Source organism: Bradyrhizobium sp. AZCC 2262 (genome assembly GCF_036924535.1).
In the GTDB taxonomy this organism is placed as follows: Bacteria; Pseudomonadota; Alphaproteobacteria; order Rhizobiales; family Xanthobacteraceae; genus Bradyrhizobium.
In genome coordinates, this window is the sequence record NZ_JAZHRT010000001.1 from 6,725,682 (window position 1) to 6,745,148 (window position 19,467).

Sequence of the window (19,467 nt, forward strand, 5' to 3'; positions counted from 1 at the left end):
GCTATTGAAGGTGGTCTTGCTGAATTATCGATCCTTCATCGCTCGCGGTGACTCAACACTTGCTGACGTGGTCGCGGACGAAATAGTTTGCTGAACGAGTGAACTATCGAATGCGCGACTGTCGCGACGAAATTCGATGTCGGCGCAAGTCTGCAGCAATCGAGTACGACAAAAGCACTGCAACCCGATCGGCAAATTCCATGAGCTTCGACCTCGACACTTCCAATCCGCACTTCGCCAAGGCAGTCGAACTACGAAAGATTTTTGTGAAAGACGCCGTCGCACGCGACAAGGCTGGCGGCAAGCCGCTGGATCAGTTGCGGCTGTTGAAGGAAAGCGGCCTCCTCACCATCCTTATCCCGCGGGAGTATGGCGGAGCCGGAGAACCATGGTCTACTGCGCTCAAGATCGGCCGGGAATTCGCCAAGGTCGACGGGTCGCTCGGCCATCTCTTCGGCTATCATTTCAGTTCGGTCCATGCCGCCTTTCTCCGCGGCACGCCGGAGCAAGCCGCGAATTCTTACCGCCGGTCCGCCGCCGGCAACTGGTTCTGGGGCAACACCGCCAACAGCTTCTCCAAGAGCCTGTTCGGCCGGCAGGAAGGCGAATGGCACGTTCTTGACGGCTTTCGCCCCTTCACTTCCGGCTCGCATATTGCCGACTATCTGCAAGTCGCATGGGAAGATCGCTTAACAAACGAACGGCGGTTTGCGGCGATTCCAGTCACCCGAGAGGGAGTCCATATCGAGGATGACTGGGACGGCATAGGCCAGCGACAGACGGGGAGCGGCCGCGTCACCTATAGCAACGTCCGGATTCACCGCGACGAAGTCTTTGACTTCAAACCGAACGAAGTAAAGCCCTATCAGACGCTGACACCGTTCCAGCAGCAGAGCGTGCTGTTGAATGTGTTCGTCGGCAGCGCCCAAGGCGCGCTGATCGCCGCCCGTGAATACACCAACGAAAAGTCGCGTCCGTGGATTCACTCGGGCGTCGACAAACACACCGACGATCCCTGGGTGAAGCGCGTCTATGGCGATCTCTACGTCAAAACCCAGGCGGCAACTCTGCTCGCCGATCAAGCCGCACAGGCGCTGGATGACGTTTGGGCGAGAGGGCACGATCTGACCGAGGAGGAACGCGGCCAGGCTGCCGTAAAGATCGCGTCCGCCAACGTTTTCGCCGGCAATGTTGCCCTCGAGGTCACCAGCCAGATATTCGAAGTCATGGGCGCGCGATCGGCGACCAATGAAAATGGCTTTGACCGCTTCTGGCGAAACGTGCGGATCCACACGCTGCATAACCCCGCCGAATACAAGACCCGCAACGTTGGAAACTGGTTCCTGACGGGCGGCTATCCCGAGCCGGCGACGTTCCAGTGAGGGAGCTTTCCGGTCCCCTCTCTAATAGTTCATGGTGAATTGAGCGCGGGGCCGATTAGCGGCCGGCCCCGCACTACGCCGCAATTCGCTTCGGTGGACAAAAGCACAACGCCTGGAAAACGTAAAAATGAGATGGGAAACCCCGCAAGAGCTACGTCTCAAAGGTCAGTGGACTTTGGCTTTCTTTCTAATATCCACAAGTATTGCGATCTTGGTCAATATCTTCGCATAACCGGCAGCGCACGACATCAATCGTGAAAAGCTTTCGTAACTCTGCTGCGATATTGGCATAAGCCAAATCGCAACAAAGTCGCCAGCAGGTGTCGATCTCAGAACGGTTAAGCAAACAGACACAGCGCCGACAGCACGCCGCCGCTCGGTGGCTCCAGCGTTGATCATGTCCGGGCCGCCAAGGAGCGAAATCGGACATTTCATAACCGCTCGTTACGCCAACGAATGTTCGATGCCTGGTCAGACCGGTCGCGCTGTGAGCTGCAATGTTTCTCCATCACGCGGTATCAGCAGCCGCTGTGGCGAGACGCCCCGCTCGGTCGCGTACCGCCTCAGTTCGTCCCGACTGATGGTGGCGTGGTCGAGCGAATCCATGTGGGTAGCGACGATAATCGAAGCCGGTGCCAGCCGGCAGGTCGCAACGGCTTCAGCGGCATCCATGGTAATGAGATCACCGTCCCATCGCGCCCCGCAGGGATGGATGATGATGATCTCAGGCTTTGCCTTCGCGATGGTGGCTTCGATTGCCGGATAGAGCACGGTGTCGCCTGCCCAATAGACCGAGGGTTCGTCCTTTGCAGTGATGCTGAAACCCATCACCGATCCCATTTTCTCCACGACCGGTCCGAGGCCGTGGCTACCCTCTCGTCGCTCAAACCTTATGCCCTGCCAGTCAATGGCGTCGGCCAGCGGCGTCACGTCGCGGAATCCGTACGAGCGTATCTTGTCTTCGTCACCCGGCTGACAGATCAGCGGAAGGTGCTTCGGCACCAGCGATTGCGCCACAGGATCGAAATGGTCGGCGTGCAAATGCGACACGACGACGAGTTCGACGCCCTCGAGGATCTCTTCCGGGCTTGTCGGCAGCTCGACCAGCGGATTGGGCGCGCGCCCGGTAAAGGACGGCCTGGATCCCTTCGGGGCTAAGAACGGATCGATCAGGATGCTCTTGCTCAGAACCTCCAGTTTCAGCGTGGCGTTGCGCAGCAGGCGCAGTTTCATCGTGATACCCTTTCAATAAAGATTGTCCCGCGCGTCCGCGTCGATCCGCGCCTCGATATCCCCGACGGTCAGGCCGGGCGGCCGTGTCTGATCGGCCAGCATCTGGCCCAGCGTCGGAAGTTCTGACCGAGCGAGCCGGTAGTCGTCGCTCCACACCCGGCCACGTTTCAGCGCCTTGCTGCAGTGGAGGAACGCTTCGGTGATCGTGACGACGATCGCGAGCTTTGGAGCCTTGTCACCGGCCGACAGCGATTCAAGGAAATGAGGTGAACGCGTCAGCCGCGCGGTTCCGTTGACGCGCAGCAGTTCGTCGATGCCGGGAATGATGAACAACAGGCCGATCGCAGGACTGGCCAGCAGGTTTTCGATCGTGTCGAGCCGGTTATTGCCCGGTCGGTCCGGGATAGCGAGGTGCGAGGGATCGAGCACGCGCACGAAGCCGGGCGCATCGCCCCGTGGGCTGACATCCTGGCCACGCTCCGGATGGAACGAACCGACGATTACCAGCGGCGCCCGCGCGATAAAGCGCGAGCAGTGCGCGTCTAGTTTGTCGAGCTGCTTGGCACGAACCAGCGCGGACGGCTGTGAATAGAGTGGCCGCAGTTCCTCGACGGCGGTCAGATAGCTCAGCTCCTCGATCATCGGATCGCCTCCGTTGCGGCGCTCAATCCCTGACATTGCGCGGATAGGTCAGTCGCGCCGAATCCACCAAAGCAAGATCGACATCGACGGTGACGATCGGGTTGCGCTCATCCGTGCGTGCGAGAACGTCGCCGTCGGGCGCCACGATCCAGCTGCCGCCGGCGAGTGTCGCGCCACGGCGATTAGCCGTCACCACGAACGCGCCTGCGGCAATAGCGTTCATCCGCGCGGCCACTTCCCAGCGCGGATGGTCGCCTGTTGCGCGCGGCGCGGCGATCACCTGCACGCCCGACTGCCCGAGACGTCGCGCGGCTGTGCTCACCATCAGTTCGGTGCATACCAGCTCGCTGAAGCACAGCGCACCGTCGCGCACGGGCTCCGCATGCTGCGAGCCGCGGTCGAACCAGGTCTCCTCCCAACCGCCCTCCTGCTGCGGCAGCAGCGCCTTCGCACGGCCGCGAACCAAACCTCGCTCGGGCGTCCACAGAAACGTCTCGTTCCACCGTCGCGCAGATTCAGAGACGGCCCGTGTCCCCACGATGCGCTTGGCCGCAATGCGTCGCAGGTGCTCGTCAAGCGTTGCATGGGTTGCAACAGCCCGGCGCCAGACTGCCTCATCGAAGGTGGGGCTGCTCCAGAAGCTGTCGACGCCTGCGAGTTCCGGAAGCACAAGCAGATCGACCGGTCGCCTGTCGAACTCGGCGGCAAGCTGCTGCCACATCTCAACGGCCAAATCGGCGTGATCGGGGAATTCGCAGCTCGAAATTCGAAAAATCATGCTCTGCTCCTTGCCGGAGCATCCTGCGTGGCGTGAGGCGGCATTGCCAGTGGCACGAATGCCGTATATCGTGAATATCATGCCAAACCTGCCAGTCCGATCACAGCGCAAGAAAGCTCGCGAAAAAGGCCGACGGCACCTCGTGGCAGTGCTGGCCTATGACGGGGTCAACGCCTTCGAACTAGGTCTTGCAGTGGAGGTGTTCGGGCTCTCAGATATGGGACCCGACTGGTATCGCATCGTCGTATGCTCCGAACGGCCGGGACATCCGCTGATCACCAATAGCGGTCTCAAGATCATTTCCGAATCAGGATTTGAAACATTGGCGCGTGCCGATACGATCATAGTACCGGGATCGCTCGAGATCGTGGAGTCCCCGCCCCAAACACTGCTCGACGCGCTCAAGCGTGCACACTGGCGGGGGGCGCGGGTGGCCTCGATCTGTGCCGGCGCATTCATACTTGCCGCCGCCGGCCTGCTTGATGGTCGGCGCGCAACGGCACATTGGGCGCATACAGAGGAACTTTCACGGCGGCATCCCCGTGTGCAAGTCGATGCAAACGTACTCTATGTCGACGACCACAACGTCATGAGCTCGGCCGGCCGTGCGGCGGGGCTCGATCTGTGCTTGCACATCGTGCGAAGCGACCACGGCACGGAGATCGCCAATCGCGTCGCGCAGCGGCTGGTGATCGCGCCGCATCGCGAGGGTGGCCAGGCGCAATACATTCCGCAACCGGTTCCCAAGACGGAAGGCGACACCCTCGCCTCCGTATTCGTGTGGGCGCAACGCCACCTCGATCGCGATCTAACGATCGCGAGTCTCGCCTCCAGAGCGCGGATGAGCCGGCGTACCTTTATCCGTCGTTTCGAGGATGCAACCGGAATGTCCCCCGGCGAGTGGGTGGTGCAAGCGCGCGTCTCGAAGGCGCGTGAGTTGCTGGAGGCCACGCAAATCCCGATTGAAAGTGTTGCGACGGAAACCGGTTTTGGTTCGGCCGATGCCATGAGACATCATTTCAGGGAACGTCTCGGCACCAGCCCGGCGCATTACCGGGCGACTTTTCGCGCGCCGGCCAGCTAACAGGCCCTGGATTCACCGAAAGTATTATCCATCGGCATGTCGCCTGGTCAATGCACAAAAACTTTCCACGCGCGCGCGCTTCCCGAGAAACTCAATCCCCAATCTCTGCATTTTACGCAATTGCGAGGCGACGTCCATTTTCCGCAATGTCGATGAAGCGGCGCCGACCCGGCGACCATGGCTCCATCACAATTGAGGTCCGCGTTATGCTATCCAGGTTGATTGCTGCGCTTTTTGCCTTGTCGGCTATCCAGGCCAGCAGCACTGCGTACGCCGAAGGACGACTGAGACTCGTCGAGCAATTCGGGACCGTCTACCTGCCGCTCCACGTGATGCGGGACCAAAAGCTGATCGAGAAACACGGTCAGCAGGCCGGGCTCGACATCACGGTCGAGTGGGCCAAGCTCAGCGGCGGTGCCGCCATCAATGACGCGCTGCTGTCGGGAGCGGTGGATATCGGCGCAGCCGGCGCAGGGCCCGTCCTCGTTCTGTGGGATCGCACGAAAGGCTCCGCGGACGTCAAGATCATCGCAGCGCTCGGCGAACAGCCAAATTACCTGATCACGAGCAATCCCAACTCAAGACATTGAAGGATTTCACCAAGGCCGACAGGATCGCGGTCCCGGCGGTGGTCGTTTCGCAACAGTCGCGCCTGCTGCAGATCGCAGCGGAGAAGGAGTTCGGCGAGGGCAAGCATAATACGCTGGACGAGCTCACCGTGACGCTGCCGCATCCCGATGCGACGGCGGCGCTGTTGTCGGGCTCCGCGACGATATCGGCGCATTTCTCCAACCCGCCCTTCCAGGAGCAGGTGCTGCAAAATCCGAAGATTCACAAGGTTCTGAGTTCATATGACATCATGGGCGGCCGCATCACGCCGACGCTGCTCTATGCGACATCGAAATTCCGCAATGAAAATCCGAGAACCTTCAAGGCTCTGGTCGACGCACTGACCGAGGCTTCGCAGTGGATCGAGGCCCACAAGGCCGAAGCAGCGGAGACCTATATCCGCGTCGAACAATCGAAGCTCGATCCCGCTTTCGTGAAATCCGTCATCGACAACAAGGACGTCAGCTTCACGACCATTCCGCAGGGCACCTTCAAATACGCAGATTTTCTCGCCAAGATCGGAGCGATCAAGAACAAGCCAGCAAGCTGGAAGGATTACACGTTCGAAGAACTCCATAACAAACCCGGAAGCTGAGCCGGATGACGCCGAACAACGTCCCCGATGCGGTGACAGCCCCTGCCGTACTGGAAATAAGCGGGTTGACGCTCGACTACGAGACCGACAACGGAAAGGTCCGCGCGGTTGAGAATGTCAGCTTTTCCGTCGGCAAAAGCGAGCGGCTCGTGCTGCTCGGCCCCTCCGGCTGCGGCAAGTCGTCGATCCTGAAGGCCATCGCTGGCTTCATTGAGCCGACGGAAGGACGGGTGCTGCTCGATGGCAGCCCGGTGACGAAGCCGGGGCCCGACCGGCTGGTCGTCTTCCAGGAGTTCGATCAGTTGCTGCCCTGGAAAACGGTGAGTGAGAACGTCGAGTTCCCGTTGAAGATCGCCCGGGGCAAATCGGCTTCCGAGGCGCGCGCAATCGCCGAACACGCGCTGATCAAGGTCGGGCTGGAGCGTTGGCGGGAAATTCCTTGGCTGGAGATTCGAAAGCCACTCTTGAACGATCATTCCTGAAATGCTATCCGATGATTGATGGCAAGAGCACGGGAATTCGACACCGACGCCGCATTGGACGGCGCGATCAAGGTCTTTCGCGAACACGGGTTCGAGGGAACCTCGGCTCAAATGCTGGTCGACGCTATGGGCATTGGGCGCCAGAGCCTCTACGCCGCTTTCGGCGACAAGTGGCAGCTCTATTGCTCGGCAGTGCGTCGCTATGGAATGGGCGAATGCGCGGCGCATTTGGAGGCCCTTCGAAGCGGAGCACGGGCCGTTGACGGAATCAGCGCCATGCTTCGGCGGGTGGTGAATACGGGCGGCCAGGCCTGCTTGGGGGTTGGATCGGTCTACGAATTTGGGACGTCCCGAGCCGATTTGAACAACATCAACGCAGCGCTCGCGAGGAGCATACGTGGCGCGCTTGCCGACCGCGTCCGAGATGCGCAGCGAGAGGGCGATATGTCACGCGGTATCGAGCCAGAAGCGGCGGCCGAATTTCTGATCGCGAATATCACCGGCATTCGTGTTGCTGGCCGCGGCGGCGCCGATCGTGCGACGCTCGGTCAGCTGGCCGACATCGCGCTAAAGGCGCTCCGCTGATTTTTTTGGCGAATTATGGAACGATTGTTCAAGATAGGAGAGGAACATGAGAGCTATTGTGATGACGGCGACGGGCGGCCGTGAGGTTATTCACCACGTAGAGCGCCCCGATCCGGTAGCGGGTACGGGCGAGGCGCTGGTCGAGATCGCCTTTGCAGGCGTCAACTTCATGGATGTCGGCGTGCGACAGGGCATGGCCTGGACGCAGATTCCAAACCCCAAGATTCTGGGCGTCGAGGGCGCCGGGCGTGTGCTGGCGGTCGGCGAAGGTGTCGAGGACGTCGAAGTCAGGCAGCGGGTCGCATGGGTATACGCGCCTGGAAGTTATGCGCAGCGGATCTCCATTCCGGCCAAGTCTCTCGTGCGGATACCCGACGCGATCGATGACCGGACGGCGGCGGCGGTGATGATGCAAGGCCTAACCGCCAGCCATTTCGCGACCGACTTCTACCCCGTCCAGGCAGGGGACGTGGCTTTCGTGCACGCCGCGGCAGGCGGTGTCGGCCTTCTGTTGACGCAGATCATCAAGCTGAGGGGCGGTCAGGTCATTGGGCGGGTTTCATCGGAAGACAAGGTGGCCGCGGCCGAGGAGGCCGGCGCCGACCATTTGATCGTCGATACGGAGGGCCACTTCGCCGAGGAGGCGCTACGGCTCACAGGCGGCGAAGGTGTGGACGTCGTCTACGACGGCTCAGGTCCGACGACCTTCCAAGGTTCTCTCGACGTCCTGCGGCGCTCGGGCACATTCTGCTGGTACGGCCCGGTCCTTGGCGGGCCGGGTCCGCTCGACATCATGAGCCTGCCGAAGAGCATCAAGATCGGCTACGCCGTTTTCCTCGACCACATCCACACACCCGAGCTGCTGCGCGCTCGCTCGAAGCAGCTCTTCGACTGGATCGAAGACGACCGCCTCAAAGTCCGGATAGGCGGCGAGTACCCGCTCGCGGAGGCATCGGCCGCCCACGCAGACATGGAAAGCCGCAAGACGACCGGAAAGCTGTTGCTCGTCCCCTGAGCGCCGGTTCGCTGTCGATGGCCGGCGCCGGTAGCGACTCCAAGTCGCCCGCGCAAGAAACGACAGGTCCTGCTCGAGGCGAGGCTTGCGAGGAGACGTCACGCGGGTGCGCGGCGCGCAGGATGGTGGTGCTGGGCCAAGCCCACTGCGTCACTCGACTTTCAGCCGGGCACCATGAACGCCGTGGAGGATCCGCTCGGCATCGCGGATGCTGCCGGTTCGGCGCGCCGCCTCGGTCCAGACGGAGATCGGAAACAGGCCCTCGAACAGCATATCGCGTTCGATGCCGAGTCAGACGACGCGGCGGTTACTCCACGAGCAGCGAAGCCGCAGAATGCGATGCTGCTGCGACAAGTCCGACCAAGGGCGAAGGCTCCTGCGATTTCGGATCGTAAAGGCAGGGTGCCGCCAGGATCGCCAGTCCCAGGATACAGATCGTCAGGAGTTTCATGGGGTCCTCAGGGACGAGGCCGAGCTCGTCTTGGTTCGTTCCGGCTGTCGTCTGACAGGACTTTCGCCGCCCCGCGGCGAAAGAGTTCGCACTCAGGCAATAGTCAGCTCGACATTGATATTCTCGCGCGTCGCCTTCGAATACGGACAGGTCTGATGCGCCTCCTCGACGATCGCCTGTGCCAGCTCTTGTTCCAGACCTGGTAGGCTGACCTTCAGGCGGGCCTGAAGGAAATTGGCTCCATCGGCATTCGCCAGATCGACCTCAGCATCGACGGCCGTATCTTCAGGGAGCTTGATCTTGCGCCTGCCAGCGGCAAGCCCCATCGCGCCGATAAAGCAGGCCGACCAGCCGGCCGCGAAAAGCTGCTCGGGATTGGTGCCGGCGTGGTCGCTGCCAGGGGGTGACAGCTTGATATCCAACCGCCCGTCGCTGCTGAGGGATGACCCGTCACGTCCGCCTATCGTATACGTCTTGCCTGTATAGAGAACCTTGTGATCGATGCTGGTCATGGAACGCTCCTTTATTGTGTCGCTGATCGCGACGTCCATTGACGAAGCCCGGTTTAATGGGTCGAACTGTCTGATTTGTTTCAGGAAACGGCGAGTATGTAACAAAGGGCGGCATTCGCCCCACCCGACAAATCCAGATACAAGCCGTTCGGAAGCCTCCTTCAGCGGATCGTGACTTCGGTCACCAACCCTCTGCCAAATGGCCTGACCGAGCCTCCGATCATGGCCGTCAGTTGCTGCGCGATCGCAGGGCGGAAGCGATCTTCACCATTGACCACGATCGATGGTTCAGCGCAGCGGCCTGAATGCGAGGCGAATATCCCTGGCAAGGGCTTCGGGCTGCTCCCAGGCTGCGAAGTGCCCACCTTTTTCCGGCCGGTTATAATATAGGAGGTTTGGGAAGGCCTTCTCGGCCCAGCTCTTCGGAGCTTGGTAGAGCTCATCCGGAAAGGCGCTGATTGCAACTGGGATCTTGATACCCTTCGGCGCGAAGAAGGCGAACTTGTTTTCCCAGTAAAGACGGGCCGACGACACGGCCGTATTCGTCAGCCAGTACAGCGTGATGTTGTCCAACACATCATCCCGCGTCAAACCTTCGGTCTTGCCGGCGAAAACCCGCGCGATCAGTTCATAACTGCGTGCATCGTGGTCGAGCATCCAGGCAGCGAGTCCAATTGGCGAGTCCTCGATTCCAAACAAGGTTTGCGGACGAGCCGACATCTCTTGGGCATATGCGAGGCCGTGCTTGTAAAAGAAGTCGAGTTGGCCGTAGGCACGTTGCTCGTCGGCCGATAGGTCCGAGGGAGCCGGCCCGCCCGATTGAAGGGCCTTCTCAATCTCGTCAGGAACAGCACCTGGCATGTTGGTGTGGATGCCGACCAGCTCCGCTGGCGCCTGAACCGCCATTTGCTCGGTCACGGCGTCCCCCCAATCGCCGCCTTGAGCAACGAACTTGGTGTAGCCGAGCCGCTTCATGAGCGCGGTCCAGGCACGCGCGATGCGCGCGGGATCCCAGCCGAGTTCGGCCGGCTTTCCAGAAAAGCCATAACCGGGAAGGGATGGGATGACGACATCGAAAGCAACTGCTTCAGTTCCGCCATGCGCTGTCGGGTTCGTCAGCGGGTCGATGAGCTTCAATTGCTCGATGATAGAGCCTGGCCAACCATGGGTGATAATGATCGGCATCGCATTTTTATTCTTGGAGCGTACGTGAATGAAATGAATGTCCACGCCGTCGATGGTCGTCACATATTGCGGCAATCCATTCAGCTTCGTTTCCACCCGACGCCAATCGTACTGGGTCGCCCAATACTGTGCGAGCTTCTGCATCGTCGCCAGTTGCACGCCCTGGGTGGCATCGTTCACCAGTTCCTTGTTCGGCCACTTCGTTGCGGAAATGCGGCGCCGGAGATCCGCTAGCTCCTGGTCGGTAGCATGGAACTGGAATGGGCGGATGGACGTGTCGGACGGACGTCCAGCCTCAGGCGTTGCGGTGCTGTTCGACTGCGCGACGACGACGGTCGAGGTCAATGGATCGGCATGCGCAGAGATCGGCAGGGCAGTTGCCGCGACTAATGCGGAAGAGGCAATCACACGCCAATAAGCGGAACGTCTCACAGGGGTCATGTTTAATCGTCCTTTCTGAATAACGAAGCTCTCGAACTGGCTCGAAGGCCGCCGGGCCTCATCCGATACACGAGCGGCCTCATCGGGAGAGAGTTCGGTATTGGGCACGTGCGTTTAGTGGTCGTTACACGGAGGAAGGCCGCTGGAGGCGGTAGAGGCTGCGGGGAAAGTCGCCGAGACCCTTTGCATCCAATGCCGCAAGTGGGGCACGGAGCGTAACGCGCACGACGCCTGGGTGCCGTCCGATCTCGATTGCGCCGGCAACCGTCGCACGGTTCATTACTTCGGGAATGCTCAAGCCAAGCACGTCAGCAGCGCGTCGCAACCCGTTGTCGGTCGCGTCGTTCAGATTCACGCCGGTGCCGATGAAGGTCACCGGTGCATCCTCTTCGATCTTTGCAATTCCATACCGGGCGGCAAGCGTCCCGATGGCGTGTATTTCATCGGTTGTCAGAGGGCGTGCGAGATAGGGCAGATCTTCCGCGGCCGGGAAGAGGATCGGGCCATCGAGTGTCAGCCCCTTGATCACATGCACTTCCAGAGTGACTGTGCCCGCTACGTCAGCAGTGTGCCCCGCAATTTCCCCATCGCCTTGGAAGGCATGCATGTCACCTAGGTAGATCCCGCCGCCGGCAACCTTCACGGGACAAATCAGGACTGCGCCTTCCCGAACTGCGTTGACGTCCAGATGGCCGTCGGTTTTGTGCGCGACTAGCTCTTCCTCAGTCAACGAATAGGCGTGCGGGGCGTTCAGGAGAAAAGAGCCGAAGTCGCCGGCATTGTGAGAGTCCGGCATCAGCTTCGAGGGGGTTGTTCCGAGCTGCCCGAGAAAGGGACGTAGTCGAGTAGCGATTGCCACGAGGTCGGCTGGAGCGAAGGTGAGAATCGGATTTTGGATGGACGCGTTCGGCAGAGCCATGACCTTCGCTGCATTCTTTGCCATCTTTTCCGCTTCGGACCGATCGACGGTGAGACCGACGCGGCGTTCGTCATCGAAAGCGATCGTATAGCCGTTGGCGAAAGTGAAGGGCGTGGCATCTGCTCCGCACTTGTCGCAACGGACGGCTGTGGGGCCGATGCCCTCTAGTCGTGTTCTGGGCCACTCGGTTCCGCAGCCAGGGCAGACGGCAGCGCAGAAGGGATCTCCGTTGAAACGGCCAGTCATCACAGTGTCGTTGCCGGAGGCAGTCGCCGCCGAGGTTACGACCAAAGAGCGAATTCTAATGGCGATCGCGTCTCCGATCTCCGCGCCTTCGACCGCCACCGGTCTTGTGACTTCGTGACCACCTCTGATCTCGGGAGTAATCATCGGTCCCCAGCAGCCGGGCGCCGTATTTGCGATGATGACGCCGCCGTCAGCAACGGGCCCGAGCATGACAGCCGCGGGGTCTAGAAGGCCGTTCGTCAGTTCATTGACGAAGACGGTTCGCTGCACCGGAAGAAGGGAAGATGATTTTTCGAGCAAACTCGTTCCTCCTGAACAAAAATGATCCGGGCTTGATGAAGCCAAGCACTGTTCAGTGCGCGATATTGGTCTCGGAAGTATCGCCGCTGTGTCCGGAAATGGCGTTTTTGTATCTCAGTGTAGCAACCGCTGGTGCGGCTGCGGGTGCGATTGGCAAACCGTGAAGGCCATAAGCTGGTCGAGCGTCATGCCATCCTCCGCATAGACGTCGAGCAAGGCGGGCGATGCCGCCGCCAGGCAGGGGACGTGGCTTTCGTGCACGCCGCGGCAGGCGGTGTCGGCCATCTGTTGACGCAGATCATCAAGCTGAGGGGCGGTCAGGTCATTGGGCGGGTTTCATCGGAAGACAAGGTGGCCGCGGCCGAGGAGGCCGGCGCCGACCATTTGATCGTCGATACGGAGGGTCACTTCGCCGAGGAGGCGCCACGGCTCACAGGCAGCGGACTCGCGAAGTATTTGGGGCAAAGACAGGTTTTGGTGCGAATGTTAAGCGAGCACTGACTCAAAGCAGAGTGACGCCGCTCATTGCCTGGACCTCTTCTCGCGTCACGGAAGGAGCCAGTTCTACCAGGCGAAGACCTGCCGATGTAACATCAATCACCGCAAGGTCCGTGATGATGCGATCCACCACCCTGCGGCCTGTCAGCGGTAAGGTGCATTGACTCACAAGTTTGGCTTCCCACCCCCCATCCTTGCGGCGAGCAACATGCTCCATCAAGACGATGACCTTGCCCACACCGGCAACGAGATCCATCGCGCCGCCCATACCCTTCACCATCTTGCCCGGAATCATCCAGTTTGCCAGATCGCCTTGTTCGCTCACCTGCAGCGCACCCAAGATCGATAAGTTGATCTTGCCGCCACGGACCATGGCAAAGCTGTCATGTGAGCTCACGATGCTCGTGCCAGGAATGGTGGTGACCGTTTCCTTGCCTGCGTTGATGATGTCCGGGTCCACCTGGTCGTCTGACGGGTACGGTCCAATTCCCAGCATGCCGTTTTCGCTCTGCAGCCAAACTTCGATGTCAGGGCTAACAAAGTTGGCGACGGCCGTGGGAAGACCTATGCCGAGATTGACGTAGTAGCCATCGCGCAGTTCACGAGCCGCGCGTGCCGCCATCTGAGAGTGGGTCCAGGCCATAGTCAGATTCCTTGCGCAGTAGTCACGGTGCGACGCTCAATTCGCTTCTCGGGGTTCGCATGATGCACAAGGCGGTGGATGTAGATGCCCGGTAGGTGGATTGCATCTGGGTCGAGCGCGCCGTTCTCCACGATCTCTTCGATCTCTGCTACGGTGACTTGGCCTGCCATGGCCGCTGCCGGGTTAAAATTGCGGGCAGTGCGCCGAAACACGAGGTTGCCGGATCGGTCGGCTTTCCATGCCTTGACCAAGGACACCTGCGGAAACAAGGACAGCTCCATCACATATGTCTTGCCGTTGAACTCGCGCAGTTCCTTGTCTTCCGCCACCACGGTGCCCACTCCGGTTCGCGTGAAGAAAGCGGGGATGCCGGCGCCTCCGGCTCGCAGTTTTTCTGCGAGCGTGCCCTGCGGTGTGAACTCTAACTCGAGTTCGCCGGCTAGGTACTGCCGTTCAAATTCCTTGTTCTCGCCGACGTAAGACGCAATCATCTTCTTGATCTGCCTTGATCTGAGCAGCTTGCCGAGTCCGAAATCGTCCACACCAGCATTGTTGGAGATGACCGTCAGATCTTTGGCTCCAGTACGCATCAGCGCATCGATAAGTGATTCTGGGATGCCGCATAGACCGAAGCCGCCGACGGCTAGCAGTTGCCCATCGGCCACCAGGTCGTTCAATGCCGCGTCGGCGGATGGATATAGCTTATTCATGGCGGACTCCGCGGATGTGTCAGTTGCTCCGGCCTGCATGGCGTAGAGCGCACTGCCAGCCGAGTTCGGCCAAGGGGCCAGCCTTGCGGCCGGTTTCCATCGCGTCGGCGGCGGCGGCGTTGCCACCGGCCGAGCGCTGCGCAATGCCGTACAGAATGGCGGCCATGCGGAACAGGTTGTAGGCCAGATAGAAGTTCCAATGCCCTGCCGGATCGCGGCCAGTGGCGTGAGTGTACATCGCGACGTACTCCGCTTCACTGGGAATGCCCAGCGTCGCCAGATCAAGGCCGGCGATGCCACGCCACAAGCTTGGAGGTACCGTCCAGGACATGCACTGATAAGAAAAATCCGCCAACGGGTGGCCGAGCGTCGATAGCTCCCAGTCCAGCACGCCGATCACGCGTGGCTCACTCGGGTGAAACACCAGATTGTCCAGCCGGTAGTCGCCATGCACGAGGCTGGTTTCATCGTCAGCCGGAATGTGTTCGGGCAACCATGCCATGAGCCGGCGCATGGCGTCGTTCACCGGCAACGCCACTTCCTGGCATTGTCGTGACCATCGGCTGATCTGCCGTGCGAAATAGTTGCCCGGCCGACCGAAGCTCGCAAGCCCCACAGCCTCGTGGTCTACGCTATGCAGCGTCGCAAGCACACGGTTCATCTCCCGGTAGATAGCGCCCCGCTCCGCAGGGGTCATGCCCGGCAGCGACTGATCGACGAGCACGCGGCCTTCCAGAAACTCCATGACATAGAACGGCGTGCCGATGATCGTTTCGTCCTCGCAATAGGCAAACAGGCGAGGTACGGGCACGCCACTGCTTTGCAGCGCCTCCATTACGCGGTACTCGCGGTCGATGGCGTGGGCCGATGCGATGAGCTGTCCTGGTGGATTCTTGCGCAGCACGTATTGGCGGCTGCCAGTCTCCAAGCGAAAGGTCGGGTTCGATTGCCCACCAGACAGCGGAAACAGCAAGAGTGGTCCATCACCGGCCAAGCCCTGCTTCTGGAGGAAGTGAGTTAGTGCCTCTACCTGCGGGAGTGCCAGGGATGCGCTCACAGAGAACTTACCAGGTGAGCGCCATCGACGGCGACGGCAGCACCGGACATCGCAGCACCTGCGTCGGAGGCGAGCAGCAGCAATGGACCATCCAGGTCGGTCAGCTCGCCGAAGCGGCGGCTTGGAATGCGCGACCGCAGTTTCTCTCCGGCTTCGCTGGTCAAGAACTCCCGATTGAGATCGGTGATCACATAGCCCGGTAGCAATGCATTAACGCGGATGCGATGGCGCGCCAGTTCGAGGGCAGCGGCCTTGGTGGCTTGCACCACGCCTGCCTTCGAAATCGCATAGGGGGCCACACCTCCAGCGACGCGCTCACCCAGGATAGAGGCGATATTTACGATGCTGCCGCCGCGACCCGCAGCCACCATTCGCCGGGCAGCCTCGGTGGTCACCAGCCAGCTGCCCTTGAGATTGGTTGCAATCACGCTGTCGAAATCGTCTTCGGTCTGCTCCAACAGCGCACGGGTCGTGGTGATGCCGGCGTTGTTCACCACCACGTCGGGGGCTCCCCAACTTGCCAGCTCGTCGAAACAGCGAACCACGCTGGCGTTATCGGTCACGTCAAGTGAGAGTGCCCTAGCCTCGCCGCCAGCCGAGGTGATGCTCTCGACCAAGGCGTGCATCTTATCGATACGCCGCGCCGCAAGCGCCACCCGCCCACCGACGCCGGCCAGCTGCGCAAAATGGCGGCCGAGACCGCTCGATGCACCCGTAATCAGCACGACACGGCCGTCGAGGCGGAAGGTTTCTAATGCGCCGCCCACGTCATCGCCCCTTTGGCCGCAACTGCATAAGTGTCGTCCTCATGTCCAATTCTTTGTCAGAAGTCGCGCCTGGGAGACCCCGGGAAAACAGTGTTTCGGCCTCGCGGTACCTAAAGCGACCGTCGAAAGTAATGGCCGATCTCGCCGACGATGCCGCGCCGAAAGGCCAGCACGCAGGAGACGAAAATGACGCCCTGGATCGCCAGCACCCACTGGCCGAAGCCCGCGAGGTACTGCTGCATGGCGATGATGATGAGGGCGCCGACCACCGGTCCAAAGATCGTGCCGAGACCGCCGACCAGTGTCATCAGTACGATTTCACCAGACATCGTCCAGTGCACATCAGTAAGCGACGCATTCTGCGCCACAAACACCTTTAGCGACCCGGCAAAGCCCGCAAGCGTCCCTGACAGAATGTAGGCAAGCAACTTGTATTGGTCCGTCTTGTAGCCGAGCGAGATAGCGCGAGGTTCGTTTTCGCGGATCGACTTCAGCACCTCGCCGAACGGTGAATTGACGGCGCGGAAGTTCAACAGGAAGCCAGCCAGGAAGCCGACGAGCACGACATAATACAGGATCGTCGGCTTGGAGAGATCGATGACGCCAAACAGCATGCCCTGCGGAATGCCTTGAATACCATCCTCACCGTGCGTGAACGGCGCTTGCAAGTAAATGAAATAGAGCAACTGTGACAGCGCCAGCGTGATCATCGCGAAGTAGATGCCCTGCCGGCGGATCGAAATGTAACCGGTGATCAACGCGAGCACGGCTGCGGCAAGCGTTCCGCCGATGATACCGAGTTCCGGTGACAAGGGCGGCAGCGGGATGATGATCCAATGATCGGCCCAATAAGGGAAGGACATCTGCCCGACCTTTAGCAGATGAGCCGTGACGTAGCCCGCCGTCCCCAGGAACATCGCGTGGCCGAACGACAACAGGCCGCCAAATCCGATCAGGAGGTTGAACGCGCAGGCAAGCAGCGCGAAGCAAAGCGCCTGCATGACGAAGAAGGGATAGATGCCGGTCGCCGGTACCATCGCGAGCGCCACCGCCATGACGACGAACACAATTGTCTCGTCGCGGACCGCGCGCGGCGTGATCGGCAGGGTATCGTTGGTCAACACCGTCATGTCAGGTCGCCTTTCCCGTCAGTCCTGTCGGCTTGACCAACAGAACCAGCACCATCAGAACGAAGACGACGGTGTTGGAGGCCTCAGGATAGAAATATTTGGTCATTCCCTCGATCACACCGAGCGCAAAGCCGGTAACGATAGAGCCCATGATGGACCCCATGCCGCCGATCACAACAACCGCGAACACAACGATGATGAGGTCGGCGCCCATCAGTGGACGGACCTGATTGATCGGCGCCGCAAGCACGCCGGCGAGAGCCGCAAGACCAACGCCAAGGCCGTAGGTCAGCGTGATCATGCGTGGCACGTTGATGCCGAATGCCCGCACGAGCGCCGGATTTTCGGTGGCCGCACGAAGGTAGGCGCCGAGCTGCGTCCTCTCGATCAGGTACCAGGTGGCAACACACACGACGAGCGAGAAGATGACTACCCAACCGCGGTAGATTGGCAGAAACATGAATCCGAGATTGATACCGCCTTGCAGGCCGCGCCAGTCGCCGATCTGCGGATAGTCGGGAATCGCATAAGGCAGCCCCGATGAACCGAAATAGTTCTGAAAGATGCCCTGTACGATCAGCGCGATACCGAAGGTGAGCAACAGGCCATAGAGATGATCGAGCCCAGCCAGCCATTGCAGCATGGTCCGTTCTAATATCATTCCAAATATGCCGACCGCGATCGGCGCGATGATCAACGCCCACCAGTAGCCGATACCGCCCAGACTAAGCAGGAAGTAGGCACAGAAAGCGCCCATCATGTAGACTGCGCCATGTGCGAAGTTGATGATGTTAAGCATGCCGAAGATCACGGCGAGGCCGAGGCTCAGCAGCGCGTAGAACGAGCCGTTGATAAGTCCCACTAGCAGCTGCGCGTAAAGGGCCTGCATCGATCGATCTTTCGCAAACTCGTTGTTGCGGACGCAGCCGCTTCCCTTGGTGGCAGTTCGCCGGCCGTGTGCCAGCAAACCGCCTTTCCGTTGTTACTTCTTGACCAGCGGGCAGGTGCTTTCCGAAAGCGGACGGAACGCCTGGTCGCCCGGCGTCGTGGCGATCAGCTTGTAGTAATCCCAAGGGCCCTTGGATTCCTCGGGCTTCTTGACCTCGAACAAATAGGCGGTGTGAAGCTTGCGGCCGTCGGCGCGGATGCTGCCCTTACCGAACAGCGCATCGTCGGTCGGCAGCTCCTTCATCTTGGCGACCACCTTGGCGCCGTCATGCGGATTGTCGCCCATCGCCTCCAGCGCCTTGAAATAATGGATCAGACCGGAATAGACACCGGCCTGCGCCATCGAAGGCATAGCTTTGGTCTTCATGCGCTCAGAAAAGCGCTTCGAGAACGCGCGCGTACCGTCGTTGAGATCCCAATAGAAGGTCTCGGTGAGATTGAGCCCCTGCGCGACCTTCAGGCCGAGCGAATGCACGTCCGTGATAAAGAGCAGCAGTCCCGCCAGCTTCTGGCCGCCGGCGACGATGCCGAATTCAGCCGCCTGCTTGATAGAATTGGTTGTGTCACCACCAGCGTTGGCGAGTCCGATGACCTTGGCCTTGGATGCTTGTGCCTGGAGCAGGAACGACGAGAAATCCGGCGTATTCAGCGGAGGCTTGACGCCGCCGACGACTTTGCCGCCGTTCGCGAGCACCACCGCCGTGGTATCGCGCTCGAGCGCAGCGCCGAAATTGTAGTCAGCAGTGAGGAAGAACCAGGTATCACCACCGGCTTTCACCATGGCCTGGCCAGTGTTGTTCGCCAGCATATAGGTATCGTAGACCCAATGGATCGTGTTGGGCGTACACTGCGCGTTGGTGAGATCCGACGTGCCTGCGCCGGTATTGATCATAATGGAATTCTTCTGCTTCACGACGTTGTTGACCGCAAGGCCCACGGCCGAGTTCAGCACGTCCATCAAGATGTCGACTTTCTCCACGTCGATCCACTGCCGCGCGATGCTCGTGGCGATGTCAGGCTTGTTCTGGTGATCGGCCGAGATCAGGTCGATCTTCCAGCCCTTCGCGGCCATAGCGGAATCCTCGATTGCCATTTGCGCGGCCACAGTCGAACCAGCGCCGCCAAGGTCGGAATAGAGACCCGAATTGTCGGTCAACACCCCGATCTTGATGGTCTTGTCCTCCGCGAAGGCGCCGGTCGCCGCTGCAACGGAAAGCGCCGCGCTGAGGAAAAATGCCGAGAACTGTTTCATCGT

Annotated in this window: 22 protein-coding genes and 1 pseudogene; 8 read left to right on the top strand and 15 right to left on the bottom strand. The window is 60.4% G+C overall.

What is annotated here, in order from left to right:
- Positions 1-200 precede the first annotated feature (200 nt).
- Complete coding sequence (locus tag V1283_RS31525; protein WP_334390529.1) at positions 201-1,382, top strand: acyl-CoA dehydrogenase family protein; 1,182 nt, start codon at positions 201-203, stop codon at positions 1,380-1,382.
- 471 nt (positions 1,383-1,853) lie between these two features.
- Here V1283_RS31525 and V1283_RS31530 read toward each other — a convergent pair whose 3' ends face one another.
- The 3 genes from V1283_RS31530 to V1283_RS31540 are packed head-to-tail and all read right to left on the bottom strand — an operon-like array spanning position 1,854 to position 4,035.
- A complete protein-coding gene (locus V1283_RS31530; RefSeq protein ID WP_334390531.1) occupies positions 1,854-2,615 on the bottom strand; it encodes an MBL fold metallo-hydrolase in 762 nt (253 codons plus the stop codon).
- A gap of 12 nt (positions 2,616-2,627) precedes the next feature.
- Complete coding sequence (locus tag V1283_RS31535; RefSeq protein ID WP_334390532.1) at positions 2,628-3,257, bottom strand: MSMEG_1061 family FMN-dependent PPOX-type flavoprotein; 630 nt, start codon at positions 3,255-3,257, stop codon at positions 2,628-2,630.
- Positions 3,258-3,279: 22 nt separating this feature from the next.
- Positions 3,280-4,035 carry a carbon-nitrogen hydrolase family protein gene (locus V1283_RS31540; RefSeq protein WP_334390533.1) on the bottom strand — a complete coding sequence of 252 codons (756 nt, stop codon included), beginning with the start codon at positions 4,033-4,035 and terminating at the stop codon, positions 3,280-3,282.
- A gap of 79 nt (positions 4,036-4,114) precedes the next feature.
- On the opposite strand from V1283_RS31540, the gene V1283_RS31545 reads away from it, so the two are divergent.
- The 6 genes from V1283_RS31545 (at position 4,115) to V1283_RS31570 (ending at position 8,405) form a co-directional block, all read left to right on the top strand.
- A complete protein-coding gene (locus V1283_RS31545) occupies positions 4,115-5,119 on the top strand; it encodes a helix-turn-helix domain-containing protein (RefSeq protein ID WP_334390534.1) in 1,005 nt (334 codons plus the stop codon).
- A gap of 146 nt (positions 5,120-5,265) precedes the next feature.
- On the top strand, positions 5,266-5,709 hold the full coding sequence (locus V1283_RS31550) for an ABC transporter substrate-binding protein (protein ID WP_334390535.1): 444 nt from the start codon (positions 5,266-5,268) through the stop codon (positions 5,707-5,709).
- Entirely contained in the window at positions 5,706-6,323 is a 618-nt protein-coding gene (locus V1283_RS31555) for an ABC transporter substrate-binding protein (RefSeq protein WP_334390536.1), read from the top strand. Before V1283_RS31550 ends, V1283_RS31555 begins: the two co-directional genes overlap by 4 nt.
- Positions 6,324-6,328: 5 nt before the next feature.
- A complete protein-coding gene (locus V1283_RS31560) occupies positions 6,329-6,805 on the top strand; it encodes an ATP-binding cassette domain-containing protein (RefSeq protein WP_334390537.1) in 477 nt (158 codons plus the stop codon).
- Positions 6,806-6,823: 18 nt separating this feature from the next.
- Positions 6,824-7,390: a TetR/AcrR family transcriptional regulator gene (locus V1283_RS31565; RefSeq protein WP_334390538.1), complete on the top strand. Its 567-nt coding sequence runs from the start codon at positions 6,824-6,826 to the stop codon at positions 7,388-7,390.
- A 46-nt stretch (positions 7,391-7,436) separates the two neighbouring features.
- The gene (locus tag V1283_RS31570) at positions 7,437-8,405 is read left to right on the top strand and encodes a quinone oxidoreductase family protein (RefSeq protein WP_334390539.1); all 969 of its coding nucleotides are present in this window, start codon (positions 7,437-7,439) and stop codon (positions 8,403-8,405) included.
- Between the two features lie 150 nt (positions 8,406-8,555).
- Here V1283_RS31570 and V1283_RS31575 read toward each other — a convergent pair whose 3' ends face one another.
- The 5 genes from V1283_RS31575 to V1283_RS31595 all read right to left on the bottom strand — a co-directional run bounded on the left by V1283_RS31575 (position 8,556) and on the right by V1283_RS31595 (position 12,459).
- A complete protein-coding gene (locus tag V1283_RS31575; protein ID WP_442895896.1) occupies positions 8,556-8,690 on the bottom strand; it encodes a DUF2958 domain-containing protein in 135 nt (44 codons plus the stop codon).
- A 22-nt stretch (positions 8,691-8,712) separates the two neighbouring features.
- Positions 8,713-8,856, bottom strand: a complete 144-nt coding sequence (locus V1283_RS31580) for a hypothetical protein (RefSeq protein WP_334390540.1) — start codon at positions 8,854-8,856, stop codon at positions 8,713-8,715.
- 92 nt (positions 8,857-8,948) lie between these two features.
- Positions 8,949-9,368 (bottom strand): organic hydroperoxide resistance protein, encoded by a 420-nt coding sequence (locus tag V1283_RS31585; RefSeq protein WP_334390541.1) that lies wholly within the window; start codon positions 9,366-9,368, stop codon positions 8,949-8,951.
- Positions 9,369-9,656: 288 nt separating this feature from the next.
- The gene (locus V1283_RS31590) at positions 9,657-10,994 is read right to left on the bottom strand and encodes an epoxide hydrolase family protein (protein ID WP_334390542.1); all 1,338 of its coding nucleotides are present in this window, start codon (positions 10,992-10,994) and stop codon (positions 9,657-9,659) included.
- 124 nt (positions 10,995-11,118) lie between these two features.
- A complete protein-coding gene (locus V1283_RS31595; RefSeq protein WP_334390543.1) occupies positions 11,119-12,459 on the bottom strand; it encodes an acetamidase/formamidase family protein in 1,341 nt (446 codons plus the stop codon).
- A 234-nt stretch (positions 12,460-12,693) separates the two neighbouring features.
- Here V1283_RS31595 and V1283_RS31600 point away from each other — a divergent pair.
- Positions 12,694-12,897: pseudogene (locus tag V1283_RS31600) on the top strand (zinc-binding dehydrogenase); the annotation flags it as partial.
- 64 nt (positions 12,898-12,961) lie between these two features.
- Here the strand turns inward: V1283_RS31600 and V1283_RS31605 are convergent.
- From V1283_RS31605 to V1283_RS31635, 7 genes are all read right to left on the bottom strand, one after another.
- On the bottom strand, positions 12,962-13,600 hold the full coding sequence (locus V1283_RS31605) for a 3-oxoacid CoA-transferase subunit B (protein ID WP_334390544.1): 639 nt from the start codon (positions 13,598-13,600) through the stop codon (positions 12,962-12,964).
- Between the two features lie 2 nt (positions 13,601-13,602).
- Positions 13,603-14,310: a CoA transferase subunit A gene (locus V1283_RS31610; protein WP_334390546.1), complete on the bottom strand. Its 708-nt coding sequence runs from the start codon at positions 14,308-14,310 to the stop codon at positions 13,603-13,605.
- A 19-nt stretch (positions 14,311-14,329) separates the two neighbouring features.
- On the bottom strand, positions 14,330-15,283 hold the full coding sequence (locus V1283_RS31615; protein ID WP_334390548.1) for a phosphotransferase: 954 nt from the start codon (positions 15,281-15,283) through the stop codon (positions 14,330-14,332).
- Positions 15,284-15,363: 80 nt separating this feature from the next.
- Positions 15,364-16,134: an SDR family NAD(P)-dependent oxidoreductase gene (locus V1283_RS31620; protein ID WP_334390549.1), complete on the bottom strand. Its 771-nt coding sequence runs from the start codon at positions 16,132-16,134 to the stop codon at positions 15,364-15,366.
- A 110-nt stretch (positions 16,135-16,244) separates the two neighbouring features.
- Entirely contained in the window at positions 16,245-17,264 is a 1,020-nt protein-coding gene (locus tag V1283_RS31625; protein WP_334390550.1) for a branched-chain amino acid ABC transporter permease, read from the bottom strand.
- A gap of 1 nt (position 17,265) precedes the next feature.
- The gene (locus V1283_RS31630) at positions 17,266-18,153 is read right to left on the bottom strand and encodes a branched-chain amino acid ABC transporter permease (protein WP_334393242.1); all 888 of its coding nucleotides are present in this window, start codon (positions 18,151-18,153) and stop codon (positions 17,266-17,268) included.
- Positions 18,154-18,246: 93 nt separating this feature from the next.
- Positions 18,247-19,464, bottom strand: a complete 1,218-nt coding sequence (locus V1283_RS31635; protein WP_334390551.1) for an ABC transporter substrate-binding protein — start codon at positions 19,462-19,464, stop codon at positions 18,247-18,249.
- Positions 19,465-19,467 lie beyond the last annotated feature (3 nt).

Coding starts and splice junctions, on each gene's coding strand:
- V1283_RS31525 (WP_334390529.1), top strand. CDS start 201: ATGAGCTTCGACCTCGACACTTCCAATCCGCACTTCGCCAAGGCAGTC.
- V1283_RS31530 (WP_334390531.1), bottom strand. CDS start 2,615: ATGAAACTGCGCCTGCTGCGCAACGCCACGCTGAAACTGGAGGTTCTG.
- V1283_RS31535 (WP_334390532.1), bottom strand. CDS start 3,257: ATGATCGAGGAGCTGAGCTATCTGACCGCCGTCGAGGAACTGCGGCCA.
- V1283_RS31540 (WP_334390533.1), bottom strand. CDS start 4,035: ATGATTTTTCGAATTTCGAGCTGCGAATTCCCCGATCACGCCGATTTG.
- V1283_RS31545 (WP_334390534.1), top strand. CDS start 4,115: ATGCCAAACCTGCCAGTCCGATCACAGCGCAAGAAAGCTCGCGAAAAA.
- V1283_RS31550 (WP_334390535.1), top strand. CDS start 5,266: ATGTCGATGAAGCGGCGCCGACCCGGCGACCATGGCTCCATCACAATT.
- V1283_RS31560 (WP_334390537.1), top strand. CDS start 6,329: ATGACGCCGAACAACGTCCCCGATGCGGTGACAGCCCCTGCCGTACTG.
- V1283_RS31565 (WP_334390538.1), top strand. CDS start 6,824: ATGGCAAGAGCACGGGAATTCGACACCGACGCCGCATTGGACGGCGCG.
- V1283_RS31570 (WP_334390539.1), top strand. CDS start 7,437: ATGAGAGCTATTGTGATGACGGCGACGGGCGGCCGTGAGGTTATTCAC.
- V1283_RS31580 (WP_334390540.1), bottom strand. CDS start 8,856: ATGAAACTCCTGACGATCTGTATCCTGGGACTGGCGATCCTGGCGGCA.
- V1283_RS31585 (WP_334390541.1), bottom strand. CDS start 9,368: ATGACCAGCATCGATCACAAGGTTCTCTATACAGGCAAGACGTATACG.
- V1283_RS31590 (WP_334390542.1), bottom strand. CDS start 10,994: ATGACCCCTGTGAGACGTTCCGCTTATTGGCGTGTGATTGCCTCTTCC.
- V1283_RS31605 (WP_334390544.1), bottom strand. CDS start 13,600: ATGGCCTGGACCCACTCTCAGATGGCGGCACGCGCGGCTCGTGAACTG.
- V1283_RS31610 (WP_334390546.1), bottom strand. CDS start 14,310: ATGAATAAGCTATATCCATCCGCCGACGCGGCATTGAACGACCTGGTG.
- V1283_RS31625 (WP_334390550.1), bottom strand. CDS start 17,264: ATGACGGTGTTGACCAACGATACCCTGCCGATCACGCCGCGCGCGGTC.
- V1283_RS31630 (WP_334393242.1), bottom strand. CDS start 18,153: ATGCAGGCCCTTTACGCGCAGCTGCTAGTGGGACTTATCAACGGCTCG.
- V1283_RS31635 (WP_334390551.1), bottom strand. CDS start 19,464: ATGAAACAGTTCTCGGCATTTTTCCTCAGCGCGGCGCTTTCCGTTGCA.